Below are 14,852 nucleotides of genomic sequence, written 5' to 3'. Positions count from 1 at the left end.
CGATAAAAAAACCACAAAAATTAACACTTTTTATCACTTTAAAAAGTACTCCTACTTTTGTTAAAAATTTTCCGATCAAAGTTCCTCCTTCAGGGGGTTAGGGGGCTTATATTTGCGGCATGGATCTTCAATTATTCGATAAGCAGGTTTACGCCGATAGGCGGCAAGTGTTAACGCAAAGCATGGCGAACGATGGTCTTATTGTGTTGCTGGGTAACGAGGAAAGCAGCATGAACTATAAGGACAACCATTTTAGCTACCGCCAGGATAGCAGTTTTCTGTATTACTTCGGGCTGGATGTTGCAGGACTGGCCGCGGTGATTGATACCGACACCGGCGAGGCCCTGATCTTCGGCAACGAGCTGAGCATCGACGACATTATTTGGACCGGCGTATTGCCTACCGTGAGCGAAATGGCCGCCCTGGTTGGCGTTAGCCAAACCCGCCCGTACAACGATATTACCCACTACATTCACAAAGCGCAAACCGCCGGGCGCAAGGTGCACATACTACCGCCTTACCGCCCCGAAAATAAAATTAAACTTGCTGCCTGGCTCAATGTGAGCCTGCAGGATGTGGCCGATCATGTATCGGTAAAACTCATCAAAGCCGTAATTGCCCAGCGGGTGATTAAAACCCCGTTGGAGATTGCCGAAATGGAAAAAGCCGTATCCATTAGCGTGGATATGCAGCTGGCCGTTATCAAAAACACGCGCCCAGGCATTAAGGGATACGAACTGGTAGCCAAAGCCAACGAGGTAGCCATTGCGGCCAACTCCCGCCTGGGTTACCCGGCCATTATTACGCCCCGCGGCGAAACCCTGCACACCCATTACTACGGCCATACCCTGCAGGACGGCCAGATGCTGCTATGCGACATCGGCGCCGAAAACGCCATGCACTACGGTGGCGACCTTACCCGCACCGTCCCCGTGGGCCAACAGTTTACCACCCGCCAGGCCGAATTATACGAGGTGGTGCTCAACTCCATGGACCACGCCATCAGCATGCTGAAACCGGACGTGCATTATAAAGACATTCACCTGGCCGCCTGCCAGAAACTGGTAGAAGGCCTGAGCCAGGCCGGCATCATGAAAGGCGATGCAGCCGAAGCCGTTGCCGCCGGCGCGCATACCATGTTTTTTCAATGCGGACTGGGCCATATGCTGGGCATGGATACCCACGATATGGAAGACCTTGGCGAACCCTACGTAGGCTACACCGATACCCTTAAAAAGGAAACCACCGTTTTCGGCCTCAAATCCCTGCGCCTGGGGCGCGAGCTGGAAGCCGGCTACGTACTCACCATCGAGCCCGGCATCTACATCATCCCCGAACTCATCGACCGCTGGCAGGCCGAAAACAAATACACCGACTTTATCAACTACGATGTACTGAACACCTACCGCGATTTCGGCGGCATCCGTGTTGAGGATAACTTTTTGATAACCGATACCGGCAGCCATTTGCTGGGTAAGTACTTGCCTAAGAGTTTGAAGGAGATAGAGGCGCTGAAGGGGTAGAAATTATCCAGGTTACACATAGTATTGTGCTTTTACATTCTGAGCCTGTCGAAGGGTTGCGCGGAGGGGCCTTTGCCCGCGATGCTTCGACGGGGCTACCCATGACATGTTTTATTTTCGATGGGGTAGGTCTGTCACCCTGGGCCTGTCGAAAGACGCGCGGAGAGGCCTTTGCCCGCTATGGTTCGACGGGGCTCAGCATGACAGCCCTTTTCACGATGGCATCATCTCCTCAAAATCCACGGGGTTTTACCACTCGGTGCAACACCGCTCTTTCACATCGCGGCCCCGCGATAATCCCAACTCTCGTGCCGGTCCATGCCTCAAAATGCCTACGCCATCATCAATAATGCCCAATTGGCTATAAAACCACTGTGGGTTTTAAGGCAGATGCCTCATTTTTGACTCAAATCAAACTAAAAACACACAGAAATCATGACAACAAAAACAGCAAAAACAATTTTTTGGATCGGTACAGCATTAACCTCATTATGGTTTGGCACCAGCGGCATTTGCGAACTTACCACCAATAAAATAGTATGGGATATCACCCTCAAATTGGGCTACCCGGCCTACTTTATTTATGTACTGGGCGTAGCCAAGCTATCGGGCATTACCGTTCTGTTAATCCCCAACAAACTGCTCCGGTTAAAAGAGTGGGTATTTGCAGGCGTATTTTTCGATATCATTTTTGCCTTCTTCTCCAAGCTTATCGTCATCGGCCCATCCGCCACTATCGATGCCCTGGTGGCCTTCAGCATCGTAACCATAACTTACATCATGTTCAGGAAAGTGTACCCGGCAAGTTATACCAGTGCCGTGGCCGGTGCTTAAAATCAAAGGGTGACACCGCTCAGATTGACGAAAGCCCTGCTGTACCGTCAGGGTCTCCCGACTATAGTTAAACGAATCTACTAAACTACCGTCATTGCGAGTGCCCTCCAGCCTATGCTTGAAAAAAAAGTAATGACATAATTGTAAACGGGGCTTTTGTAGAGACGCAACATTTTGCGTCTCCCGCATGCAAATCACACATGCAAATTGAGCCTGTAAATTTTGAATATCCTGGGGGAGACGCAAAGTATTGCGTCTCTACATTAAAAAAATAACTCTGATAATCAACAGCTTAAAATCCATGTCATTAACTGGTCATGAAAGGCATCTGTAAAAAGGGAGCCGTTGCAATTTTATCCACCATCTTTTTTAAAGTCCTCCCTACCGCGGAGGACTTAGGTGGGGCCCACCGATGGTTCCACATCTTCAATAACGACCTTCTTCTTTTTTAGCCTGAGACCTTTGGCCAGTTGATTTTGGTCTTTTTCTTCATCGCCCATGATAATGCCCCAGGGTTGCAGGCTTTCTACCCGGTCGAAAATAATTTTTAGCACCGCTATGCTGGGGATGGATAGGAACATGCCCGGTATGCCCCATATCATTTCGCCCACCACAACGCCAAGCACGGTAATCAAAGCGTTAATCCTTACTTTGGAGCCAACAACAATCGGCAGCAGTACATTGCTGTCAATTAAATGGGTAACAACCAGTGTAACCATTACCCAGATAACTTTGGTACTATCCGGCGATGTACCCAGCGTAACCACTGCGCTAACTACCAGGGCGCTGAAAATACCCACGTAGGGGATAATATTAAACACCCCTGTAATCAAGCCCAATAAAATGGCATACTGTACCCCCATAAAACTAAATGCCACGCTTACGCCCGTTGCTATAATGCCCATTTCAATAAGCAAACCAATAATATACTTGCGGATAATGCGCTGCACCTGCTCAATCACCTCATGCACCGTGGTCTTATTTTCGGGCAAAAAAACCGATACCAGGAATTTCATGATCAGCCGGCGGTACAGCAAAAAGAAAAACGTATAAATAAAGGTAAACACCAAAAACAGCAGAATAGACGATAACGATAGCACCGTTGCGCCAACCACTTCAGGATCGGGCGACATCACCTTACTGGCTGCCGAGTTGACCACCCTGAGCTGCTTGCCACGCGTTACGTGGAAGGTATCCTGCACCCAGCCCCTGAATTCCCACATAGATTGACTTATCTGCGCCTGGAACCGTGGCCAATCCTTCGTCAGGTCGGCAATTTGCGAGGCGATGACATAAATGAGTGAGCCTATCAGCAATAGCAGCAGTATTACGGCCATCATAGAGGCGGCACTTCGGGGCAAACGCAGCCACTTCTCTAAAAAGGCCGCCACCGGTAGCAATAAAATCGAAAACAGGCACGAAAATATCAACGGCGAGAGGATCTCTTTGCCAATGATCACCAGGTAACCAATGGCAAACAGGCTGAACAATACGCAGGCCAGTTTAATATAAAACGGAAGTTTAGTAAGGGTTTTCAGGTCCATGGTTAAGGCAGGCACATGTGGTGCATTGGCGTAAAGTTATGAAATAACATGCATCTCCGCGGCCCTTATTCTCCAAAAGGGCAATGCCTGCGGCCCGGAAGACTTTTTAAGTCCCTCCCCACGGGCTACTGTGTGTACACATCTTTTGGAAACGTACTAATAATAAAAAAATGTCATTTCGAACGAACTGGGAGAGCTTTGAGTGTTGGGGAGAGGAGAAATCTTAAACGTCCTGCAATTCGATAGGCTTTTGGGGATGCAAGGCGTTAAAGATTTCTCCTCGTACCTCGTTCGAAATGACATTTTCTTTTGTTAAAAGATGTGTACACACAGTAGCCCCACGGCTGTCTTAATTCTTGATTCTAATTTCTTGACTCTTCTCCCGTACCAACCCCAGCACCACTTCATAAGCTGTTTTTTTCTCCCGGCGGGCTATTAGCCAGGCTATAAAGCTTAAGGTAAAAATGTCGTTATTCTCTGCCTTGCCGGCCAGGGTTAAAACCTGGTCACGGTACGTGGGTTCAAAAACCACATCGGGCTTTTGCAGGTATTTTTCAACCAGCTTCAGAAATAATAGTACCCGCTCTTCCGAAGTTTTTAACAGGTACTTTTTATAGCGCCGCCTAAAACTGGTTAGCCGCGACATGGCAACATCAATGTTGGAGAACTGCGCATGCACCAGAATTTCCATCAGGTTTTTGCGGATGGTCCATAGCATGCCCATCTTTTTTTCGTACCAGGCATCGGTTCGGGTAAGTAACATGAGCTGTTTTAAACTTTGCTGGTTATTGCACAGGGCCAAAAACATGGCCAGGCATATGCGTACATCTTCTATGTCTTCCGGTTTGCTCCTGTTGTTGGTTTTGGCAAGCGATTCCTGCAATATCATTATGGCATCGTTGGCAAAACCTGTAAAAAACAAGTTAAGGCCACGTAGTAACTGGTAACGTAAATAAAACACCGCATAATAACGGCTATCCGTCGCCATTAAATCCATCATTTCCTTTAAATAGGATGCACTCCTGGCAAAATCCTTTTGCCGCAGATGAAAGTTGGCCAAAAAGTACAGGATAGAGATATGGTAAAAAAGGTACGACTGCTTTTTACCCTCCTGGCCCTGCATAAACTGATCCGTGCGTTTAACATAACGCTCTATCAATCCATAATTTTGCTGTATCGCCGCGTATTCGTTCGCAATGAAAAGGATCTGGTAGATAGATTTATAGGTCATCAGGTCCTGTGCCGAGATCTTGTATTTCCTAATGGTGGTAATCACCAGGCTGGTCAAATTCACTATTTTCCCTTGCAGGTGTATCGCCTGTAGTTCCTGCCGTAAAAAAGCATATGCCATATTTAGCTTAGCCTCGCGCTGCATGTGCAACTGGTTCTGCAGGTAACGTGCGGTGAGGGCATCCAGGTCTTCGGCTCCCTCCAGGTGGGCATATTGCAGCTTCAGCAGCAAAAGCTCATTCAATAAATTAAACTGTTCCAGATGGTTGGCCAGCCTTTCGGCTTTATCCAGGCATTTGAAGGCTACCTTATACACATCATTCTCTAACAAAAAACGCCCTACCACCACCAGGCGCAATGCATCGTAGGTTTCGGCATGGCTGCTCTCAAAGGTTTTTTGCGATAAAAATAGCAGCAAATTATCCTGCAGCCTTTTGCGTAATGCATGATAGGCATCCTTATTTTTTTCGGGCTTGTATAGTTTGTTTATGCCAGCTATATCGTCAGTTTCTATCAAATCAAGTAAAGCCAGGTTTTTTACATCTTCCCTTTTGTTTTTACGCTGTAAAAACTGCCTGAATAGTGCTTTATCAGCATTATTGAGCAGGTTAACCAACTCCGATAGTGAGTCCATATCAATGTATTAATGCCAGTAAAGGTAAGTTAAATTGAAAATTATATCGTCAGTAATTTACATAATTTGATTTTAGCAGGCCGGTTTTACATCGCACATTTGCTTCCATATTAACAACCAAAACAACACAAACATGGAACCGCTACAAAACAACACAGACCAAAATTCAGCCATCGGAAAATATGGCGACAAGATTAAAAGAAACCCATTAAAACCCACCGCCGCCTTTATAGGGGCCTCGTGGTTTGCCTTATTGGTGGGCGTAATAGGCTACTGCGTTGGCTTGTGGATTGCCACTATCCAGCTGAACGAAAAAGGCTATTATTTCACCATTTTATTATTTGGTTTATTCGCCGTTATCTCGGTACAAAAAAGCGTAAGGGACAGGGCCGAAGGGCTGGCCGTTACCGACCTGTACTACGGCCTCAGCTGGTTTGCCACCATCGCGGCCATGGTTTTATTAACCATCGGCCTGTGGAATACCGACCTGGCCCGAAGCGAAAAAGGCTTTTACGCCATGGCATTTTGCCTCAGCATGTTCTCGGCCATTGCCGTACAAAAAAACACCCGCGACGCCAAACTGATAGACGATAAAGAACTGTAACGTAGCGGTTACCACCCCGCAGCGCCCTTGTTTTAACAAGGCCTGCGGGGTTTTTAAATGAATTTAATATCGAACACCGAACACCGAATATCCAATCTCCAATAATGAACCGAAAAATTTCGGCCTTGGATATTCTATGTTCGATATTGTTTTTACTTCTGTTTTCCCTTCAAAATCTTACTACTTGATACTTACTACTTGCTACTAAAAAGTGCGAAGAAAAATATTTGCGTATTAAAAATCTTACTACTTGATACTTGCTACTTGATACTAAAAGTGGCAATACCTGCGGTCCGGGCTATGCGTTCATACGCCTGCAGGCATTACGCGCAGGGCCGGTACCCACTTCTATCCCTATTGCGGAGTAGGGGGGCAAGCTGGTACCGTTTTGTAAAATGTTATGTTTACTTTATCACCTCACTTACCAAAATAACAGGAGTGATATTGGTATAATTTGAAAAATCAGCACGAATGGCATCTCTGTTTGGCGCGATAGCAGCTTGATAGTCGCTTAGGCTTTTTATATAAAATGTGCCAATAGCCATAAAGGGCAGCGGTTGGTTTGGGATACCACTGGCAATCCCTTTTTCGATGGTGTATTTAACCAAATTTGATCCTAAAAACCGCGCTACCATTGGCATGTGCTTCAATTCATAGTATTCCATATTAAAGGTTTTACCTTCGGCATAAGGGTACATCACAGATACTTTAATTAAGCCTTTTTCAACAATAGTTACGTTCTGCTTTTCCTGACTAAACCCAGTAACAGAAATGGTTAAAAGCAGAAATGATAAAATTAGCCTTAATTTCATAATTGGTTTATTTAACTGAAGGTGTTCAATTTAATATACAAATATTAACATATTGTATTTATTCACAAGACGTTATGTTGGTTAAAATTTAAGGGGGTTACACCATCGTTCTCCCCAAGCCGTTGTTGGAGTTGTCTCCAACAACTTCGTTCCCGGCGGCACACTCGTTAAAACGTAAGCAGTATGCCAATTCCTTTAGATAACGACCTGCCGATTGATAACGATAACACCGGGGACAGATGGCTTTGGCTATTACGACATATTAACGGTCCACGAGTTTGTTGGAGACAACTCCAACAAAGTGCGGTGGGGAACACCAACAAGGGCAGATTTGTCGCCAAAATACCTTCTGTTAAACTTGTAGCAGAATTCATCCAAATAATTTTGCACAAAACTGTCGTTGATGCCACCCTTTTTAGCGCAGGTCTTGCGCTGGGGCAGGTGCGGTAGCTGACCTGTCCTTGCGATTTAAATGGCTTACAAAAGTCACGAGTGATCCTCCCACATGCAGCCGCACAACACTGCGCCAAGGGAGTGGGGACCGCATTGACCTATCAAATTTATTTAATCGCTTTTTTGATAATATATAAATCTTCAAATTTAATCCATTTATTTACTCTATCTATTGCCTTATCGGGATCTTCAAAGAAATTTATTTTGACTAATCTCCTAACATAGTCTACTTCTTTTACTGCTGAAGTAGCTCTATTTGTCTTTATCTTAAAATCAACACTGTCGCCAATTTCAACTTCGTCTATATTAAACTCCTCTTCCATTTTAATAATTTATTTATATAACAAATGCTTCAACAAAGCTAACCTATTAAACAATTTATCATTCAAAAAATTGAAAGCCAATATTTTAATATTTAGAGCACCGATTACAAAGTCACAAGTGAGCCTCCCGCATACAGCCGCACAACACTTGCGCCAAGGGGGGGGGAAGAGCTTGCGGGAGCAGGGAGAAAGAATACTAAATTAATTGCCTCGAATAGTTTTCTTCAAAAATAACAGTGAGGTCATCAGCATAGCCCAGATTTTTACTGAATTCCGAAATTTCAAACTTGAATCCTTTACCGAATCTTTTGGAGGGATTTATCAGATCTTCATTCAGCCGTTTTTCAGGATTAGGGGTAAAACAATTAAAATGCTTGCAGTAATGGAAATTCTTATGATGAATCTGGCAGTAATCAATTAAATAAACCTTAAAATCCTGGACATCCGAGATATCTATTATGGAGTTGTCCAGGTGCGGGTCGCCATGTGCGAAGCCATTGCTGTGCCATTCGGAAAGTGTTCGGGCCAGCGCTGCAACGGCGGCCGATAAAACTGCCTTATCAGCCGTGTTGTTTTTAATAAAATCTGTTAATGTAACGCCTTCAATGTATTGAAGGATGATTACCCATTTTCCATTAAACTTGATTCTCTCCACATGATCTATAATAAATCCGTACGATTTACTGGCTTTCCTTATTTCTTCAAAAACCAGGCGGCTGCCATCCCGTCTGCGCCCGTAATGATTATACTTTGCGTAAGCCACATATGGCATAGGTGGCTGGTTGTAAAAATATTTTGCAACAAACTTTTGCCCGTTTTCATCCTCGCATAAGTATACATGCGCGTTTGGCCGGTTCTTCGTGGCTATTTCTTTAATAACCGTATAACGTTTATGGTGTCCGGACCTGATAACGTCTGTAACCTTCATACTTTATTGTTTTTCCTTTGGTAAAACTCCATGTAGATATCTCTTTTAAGTTTACCGATGGAAAACTCTGCAATTTCGTGGCGTTCAAAAGGTATAGATGAACTTCTCAGGATCAGCCTTTTAACCTTCTTGTCCTGTTCATCGGTGAAGACTTGGTCAAAATTTTCAAAAATCCCCATATGCAAAAGCTGAAGCATATCACCTAGTGCTTTTTTCTCACCGTTATACCGCGAAATCAATCTGAAATCTTTTATGCTATTATCCGGAAATGGTACTTTGTTCTTGTAAATAATTTTCAGCGCATGATGTGACTGGCCATCTATATAGGGCTCTAACAGTGAAAATGTGAAGATGTCCTCGAAATCTCTGACATAAGGATGTACATGTGTGTCAAGGGCAAACTCTTTTGTGCTTTTGAAATTTGAATTACAATTATGACAGGAAGGAACCAAGTTATAAAGTGATATGGCAAGGAACGGGTAACGTGATTTTGGGAAAAAATGATCAAGATCCAATAAAGCCTGCTCATAGTTATTATTGACATTTTCGCGATCAGCTTCATCATAGTTATAGTCGCCGCCGTTCACTGAGGTCAGATAGATTTTATCATAATTGCAGTATGGGCACGGCTGTGCTTCGCGGATGCCTAGCGCCGCCAGGAAATTTAAGCATAACCCGGATTGGCGGTACCGGGTATAGTTAAAAATTTCTAAAACCGACTTCCCTAACGGATTAAAGTTAATATGGCCTTCTGAATCTTTCGCACTGAATACCATTCCGGGGAATTTTTTATTAAATGAATCGACGATCATTTTCAGTAATAATGGTTTACCGCATAGTATGGCGCGTAACCGGGTGCCACATGCTCCCCACAGCCAGTTGAAAAACTCTTTTTCAATCCCCGAATGGCTGTTAATTGCCTTATGTAATTTGGTAATTGGCGAAGCTATCGCATAAAGCCCCCGCCGGTCCCCATTTTCAATGATTTTATTTAACTCATTGAAATGTGAATTTTCGAGTTCTTCAAATGTAATCGGCGGGTTACAGGCGAGTTTGAGCATCAGATAACATTAAATCCAGTTTAAAATGAACCGCGTAATCGCCTACTGCAGAGACGATATCCCGGGCCTCGTTAAAATCAACCCTTGAAATAGCCGGCTGCGTAAGTATAGCAATGGCCCGGTTAATTTTTACCAGCGCAAATTCGCTGATGGTACTTTGATCCAGTACGAAAGGCCCCCGGAAAAGTTCGTAAATATTTGCGCCGAAGGTCTGCCGTAACTTTATCTGGTCAGTTGCAATTTCGCAATCACCGGTGTTGCCGGATTTCAGTAAGATTAAATTCTCTTTAGGGAGGTCAGATATCAGAAAAGGACTGTGCGTAGTTAAAATAAATTGCAATTTTTTATTGAGCATTTCCGGCACGAAACTGATTATGCGGTTTAAAAACTGTCGCTGCCATTCCGGATGGAGATAGAGATCACCTTCGTCAATGCAAATTAACACGTGTTCTTGTTTTTCTACCCGTTTTAAGGTGGAATGCAGCTGTGCAAAAACATTTAAAAACGCTTTATGGCCTGAACTCATACCAGCCCATTCAATATCTATAATTTCCGGAAAATCAAAAATTGCGCTGTTCCCTCTGAAAATATTCTGGTTATGCCTGTCAAAAAAGGCCTTGAAATAGGTTTTCTTCGAAATCTTTTCCTCTGCTACTGTTAAATTCAGATCGGCTATCCTGCGGTCAAAATCAAGAAATATGTATAAATCCGCCGCTCTCATTTCTCCGAACTGGGCAAACCTATTCATCATATCTCTCAGCACCAGTTCCAGGCGTTCATGAACAGAAGAAATATTTGGAAGATCCGGTTCTGGAAATCTGTTTTGAAAAATCTCATTGAATGCAGTGATAAACGTATTTTCCGCACCGGACACTCCAATTTCTGAGTTATCAAGAAACAGGGAAAATACGTGGTTCAGACTGTAGATAAACAAGGTATATCTCAGTAGATACCGGAATTGCTCCGAAGGCTCGTACCGCTTGATTCCTGAAGAATACCGTTTGATTAAAGCATCAAACTTCGGATTGTGCGCCAAATAAGCCTGTAAAGGTTTTTTTAAAGATAAGTCTGATCTTGTGGTTAGCAAAACAGAATTCGGGGCCGACAGTTCAAAGCGTTCAAAACCTTCTGACAATAAAAACCGGAGCTGGTTAAATACATCGCTGCGCTTCCGGATATGCCGGGATGTTGAGTTTTGCGAAATATCGATTACATCCCTGGCAAATCTGTGCTCTCTGCCGTCATTTACGTTAGAGAAAAATATAGTCCCGATATTAGGAATTGACTTACCTGTTTCTACAATATTTAGCCGGGGGTCATGAACAAGTCCTTCTATATTTGTTTTACAAACATATTGCGGATCCATTCCTGTCCTGTTGTGCTCATATATGATTATGAATTTATAAAATTGTTTGGCGGAACCTTTTGTCAGGTAACAGACCAAATCTAAAAGATTACTTTTTCCGGTGCCGTTTTTACCAATAACTGCAGTAACATTTGTAATCTTCCTGCCGAAAAATCCATGTCTCCTAGCGAGATGTGGTTCTATAATCAATTCATTTGAATGATTTCGGTATTCAAATTTTACATGAGTGGAAAAATTAAAGCCGATATTTTTAAGGTTTCTGAAATCCTGAATCCAGATGTATAATAACTCCATTAATTATGATAAGGGGTTAAATATAAGAATAAGATGCTTTAAAATATCAATGGGAATCAGCGCCGGCTGAAAAATAGTTTCCTTATAATCCCACACAGTTTCCAAAGCCAATATATTTAGCTTATAAAGGGGGCCCAAATCCAATTCTGAAGCTTAAAGCAGGTTGCCCCTAGCTACCGCAAGCGCTTCTGAACGCTACCGCCCCGATCCATCGGGGTGGTCCGCATGCCAAGTATTAATATAAAAATGCTGGATGTTTAATTGCATCCAGCATTTTATATTTTTAAACGGGTTAACGGGTAATGCGAATTTATTGAGTTATCCCTACCAAATCTTAACCCGCTGCTCTTCCGCCTTATAATTTTTATCGCCCGGTTGTACGTTAAACGCTTTGTAAAACGGGGCGAAATTCATTAATGGGCCATTTACACGCCACATGGCGGGCGAGTGGGGGTTGGTGTTTACGTAGGTGCGCAGGAACTCGTCCCTGGTTTTTACCCTCCAGATGCGGGCTATGGACAGGAAGAAGCGCTGGTCGGGAGTAAAGCCGTCAATTTTAACGTTGCCTTTGCCCTGTTCGGTCATTTTAAAGGCGTCGTAGGCAATGGCAATGCCGCCATTGTCGGCGGTGTTTTCGCCCAGGGTGAGCGCGCCTTTTATGTGTACGGTATCTAAAACGGTAAAGGAGCCATATAAATTGGCCAGCTGTTTTGTTTTCTCCCTAAACTTTTGGTAATCTTCCTTTGTCCACCAGTTTTTTACGTTGCCGTCCTTGTCAAACTGCGCGCCCTGGTCGTCAAAGGCGTGGGTCATTTCGTGGCCAATTACCATGCCGATGCCGCCGTAGTTGATAGCATCGTCTGCCGAAAAATCGAAATACGGAAATTGCAGGATGCCCGCCGGGAAAACAACCTCGTTAAACGAGGGATTGTAATAAGCGGTAACCGTAGATGGCGTGGTGCCCCATTCGGTTTTATCAACCGGCTTGTTCAGCTTGGCTAACTGGGTTTGGTAGTCGTTTTGTTTCAACCACAGGATGTTTTCAAAGTATTTGGTGCGGTTGATTTGTACCTTATCGTAATTGCGCCATTTATCCGGGTAGCCTAACTTTTTGGTGATGGCATATAGTTTTTCTTTGGCTTTTTGTTTGGTGCTGTCGCTCATCCAATCCAGGTGATTGATCCTGTTCTCGAATGATTTTTGCAGGTTGTTTACCAGTACAAGCACGCGTTTTTTGGCGTCCTCGTTAAAATACCGTTTTACATACAATTGCCCCAAAGCCTGCCCCAGATAACTGTCGACGTTTTGCGTCATGATTTGCCTGCGGGTTTTTTGTACGGCCTGGCCGTTCAATACTTTGTTAAATTCAAACGAGGCATCTACAAATGGTTTGCTTAGTATTTCGGCGTAGTTTTGGAGGGTGGCGGCTTTTAAATAAATTTTCCAGTCGGTTATGGGTACAGATTTCAACAGTCCGTTCAACTTATCGTAATAAGCAGGCTGGCCCATATCAACCGAGTCGGTTGTGGCACCCAGTTCGGCAAGCAATGTTGGCCAGCCTATATTAGCCTGTGTTTTGCTGATGGCGGCCACCGCTACCTTATGATAATTGGCATTAACATCCCTTAATTGGATATTGGTTTTATGCGATGCCGCGTTTTGCTGCTCGATGCCGTAAGCGATAGCCGCGTTTTTTGTGGCGGCGGCAGGACTGCTCCCGGTTAATTGAAACAGGGTGCTTATATATTTTTTGTAGGCCTGCTGAACGCCAAGCGTAGATGAATCTGTTTTAAAATAATAATCCCTTTCTGGTAAACCAATACCGGTTTGCGAAGCGTGGGCAATATTGATGCTGCTGTTTTTGTTATCGGGGTAAATATCGAAGCCAATAATGAGTCCGTTCCCGGCTTTTAGCTGCGCTGCTACAAATTTGATGAGTGATGGCACGTTGGCAATGGCATCAATTTGTGCCAATACCGGTTTAATGGGCTGGTATCCGCGTTGGTTAATGGTTGCGGTATCCATACCTGAGGCGTAAAAGTCGCCTACCTTTTGGTCGATGCTGCCCATTGGGTTCCTGGCTTTTGAAACACTATCCAGGATGTTTTGCAGCAGCAGTTTTTGCGGAATGTTCATGAAGCTGTACGAACCCACGCCCGATTGATCGGCAGCAATTTTAGCGGTATCGTACCAGCGCCCGTTAACAAAGCGAAAAAAATTATCGCCGGGTTTTGTCAGGGAGTCGATCCCGGCAACATCAACAAAACCTTTTTTATGATCGTCCTGGTATTTCCAGGCACCCAAAACAACTAACGCTACACACAGGTAAAATACTTTATTCATAAACAGTCAATTTGTTTAAAGGTAATAATTTAGGAATATGTTGTGGAATGAAATTTTTAAATGGTGGAGCATCATCCTATCCGGCCCTAAAAAGCTACCGTGTGTTATACTCATCTTTAAAAAAAGGAAAATGTACGCGCGGTAGCCCGGCAGGGAGCGCTTAATAAAAAGGGCGAATAAAGTTGTCCTGAACTCATGTTAGGTTAAGAAAAACAGAAGGGCGAAATAATATCGAACACTGAATGTCCAACACCGAAGTTTTTCATTCATTATTCGATTTCCGATATTCAACCGGTCTTAACCCTTAACTAATTCCCAATCTGCCTATCTTCCAATACAGGCGCATCTTTAATTTTTTCCAATACCGATGCGGGCAGGTAGGGGCGGCCGCCGGTTGCGGGTACGCAGGTGCCGGTGAATACGGCTTTGGTCATTACCTTATTATTAAAAATGATGGATTGTTTAAAGTGCAGTTTGGGCAGGCCAGCCTTATCGGTATATAAAGTGCAGGTAACGGTAAATTCATCGCCCTTTTTTAACGACCGTAAAAAACTGATGCTGTAGTTGGATAACACCATGTAAACACCGTTTTTGGCCTCGGTTTCAAAATCAAAACCCAGCACTTCCCTGATATAATCATGGCGGCAGTATTCCATATAAAACGGGTAGTATAAGCCATCCATAATTTGCTGTACATCTATGTGCTCGTCTTTGGCAACGTAAGTTTTTGAGTATTCCATGGTAGTGTTATGTTAATCGTTTAGTCTTTAGCCGGAGGTCTCAAGTTCTAAGTTAAAAATGAAAAATTCAGCTTTTAACTCATCACTTAGTACTCATGACTTAACCGGTAGCCCGCAAATATATGGCAATCTGTTATATGGTATCCGCCCAAATTGTAGAATA

General features: G+C 43.9%; 12 protein-coding genes. 3 read left to right on the top strand and 9 right to left on the bottom strand.

Annotated elements, in window-relative coordinates:
• Positions 1 to 119: 119 nt before the first annotated feature.
• Both AC1DU2_RS09955 and AC1DU2_RS09950 read left to right on the top strand, forming a co-directional pair.
• On the top strand, positions 120 to 1,523 hold the full coding sequence (locus AC1DU2_RS09955) for an aminopeptidase P family protein (RefSeq protein ID WP_477384033.1): 1,404 nt from the start codon (positions 120 to 122) through the stop codon (positions 1,521 to 1,523).
• A 435-nt stretch (positions 1,524 to 1,958) separates the two neighbouring features.
• Positions 1,959 to 2,357, top strand: coding sequence for a DoxX family protein (locus AC1DU2_RS09950; protein WP_477356491.1), 399 nt, complete (start codon positions 1,959 to 1,961; stop codon positions 2,355 to 2,357).
• 395 nt (positions 2,358 to 2,752) lie between these two features.
• On the opposite strand, the gene AC1DU2_RS09945 is transcribed toward AC1DU2_RS09950, so the two are convergent.
• Complete coding sequence (locus tag AC1DU2_RS09945; RefSeq protein WP_477384031.1) at positions 2,753 to 3,901, bottom strand: AI-2E family transporter; 1,149 nt, start codon at positions 3,899 to 3,901, stop codon at positions 2,753 to 2,755.
• Positions 3,902 to 4,250: 349 nt separating this feature from the next.
• Entirely contained in the window at positions 4,251 to 5,765 is a 1,515-nt protein-coding gene (locus AC1DU2_RS09940) for a hypothetical protein (RefSeq protein WP_477384029.1), read from the bottom strand.
• 133 nt (positions 5,766 to 5,898) lie between these two features.
• Between AC1DU2_RS09940 and yiaA the strand changes: the two genes are divergently transcribed.
• Positions 5,899 to 6,369, top strand: a complete 471-nt coding sequence (gene yiaA / locus AC1DU2_RS09935) for an inner membrane protein YiaA (protein ID WP_477384027.1) — start codon at positions 5,899 to 5,901, stop codon at positions 6,367 to 6,369.
• A gap of 404 nt (positions 6,370 to 6,773) precedes the next feature.
• On the opposite strand, the gene AC1DU2_RS09930 is transcribed toward yiaA, so the two are convergent.
• The 7 genes from AC1DU2_RS09930 to AC1DU2_RS09900 form a co-directional block, all read right to left on the bottom strand.
• Positions 6,774 to 7,181 (bottom strand): EthD family reductase, encoded by a 408-nt coding sequence (locus AC1DU2_RS09930; protein WP_477384026.1) that lies wholly within the window; start codon positions 7,179 to 7,181, stop codon positions 6,774 to 6,776.
• Between the two features lie 560 nt (positions 7,182 to 7,741).
• Positions 7,742 to 7,957 (bottom strand): hypothetical protein, encoded by a 216-nt coding sequence (locus AC1DU2_RS09925; RefSeq protein ID WP_477384024.1) that lies wholly within the window; start codon positions 7,955 to 7,957, stop codon positions 7,742 to 7,744.
• Between the two features lie 196 nt (positions 7,958 to 8,153).
• On the bottom strand, positions 8,154 to 8,885 hold the full coding sequence (locus AC1DU2_RS09920) for a lipopolysaccharide core heptose(II) kinase RfaY (protein ID WP_477384022.1): 732 nt from the start codon (positions 8,883 to 8,885) through the stop codon (positions 8,154 to 8,156).
• On the bottom strand, positions 8,882 to 9,946 hold the full coding sequence (locus tag AC1DU2_RS09915) for an HNH endonuclease family protein (RefSeq protein ID WP_477384021.1): 1,065 nt from the start codon (positions 9,944 to 9,946) through the stop codon (positions 8,882 to 8,884). The genes AC1DU2_RS09920 and AC1DU2_RS09915 overlap by 4 nt, the downstream gene beginning before the upstream one ends.
• Positions 9,927 to 11,606 (bottom strand): AAA family ATPase, encoded by a 1,680-nt coding sequence (locus AC1DU2_RS09910; RefSeq protein ID WP_477384019.1) that lies wholly within the window; start codon positions 11,604 to 11,606, stop codon positions 9,927 to 9,929. Before AC1DU2_RS09910 ends, AC1DU2_RS09915 begins: the two co-directional genes overlap by 20 nt.
• Positions 11,607 to 11,930: 324 nt before the next feature.
• Positions 11,931 to 13,949 carry a M13 family metallopeptidase gene (locus tag AC1DU2_RS09905; RefSeq protein WP_477384017.1) on the bottom strand — a complete coding sequence of 673 codons (2,019 nt, stop codon included), beginning with the start codon at positions 13,947 to 13,949 and terminating at the stop codon, positions 11,931 to 11,933.
• Positions 13,950 to 14,257: 308 nt separating this feature from the next.
• Entirely contained in the window at positions 14,258 to 14,689 is a 432-nt protein-coding gene (locus AC1DU2_RS09900; protein ID WP_477384015.1) for an acyl-CoA thioesterase, read from the bottom strand.
• Positions 14,690 to 14,852: the final 163 nt, after the last annotated feature.

Source organism: Mucilaginibacter sp. P4_C11, from assembly GCF_056402115.1.
The sequence above is the reverse complement of the archived record's forward strand: the minus strand, read 5'-3'. Positions and strand labels throughout refer to the sequence as shown.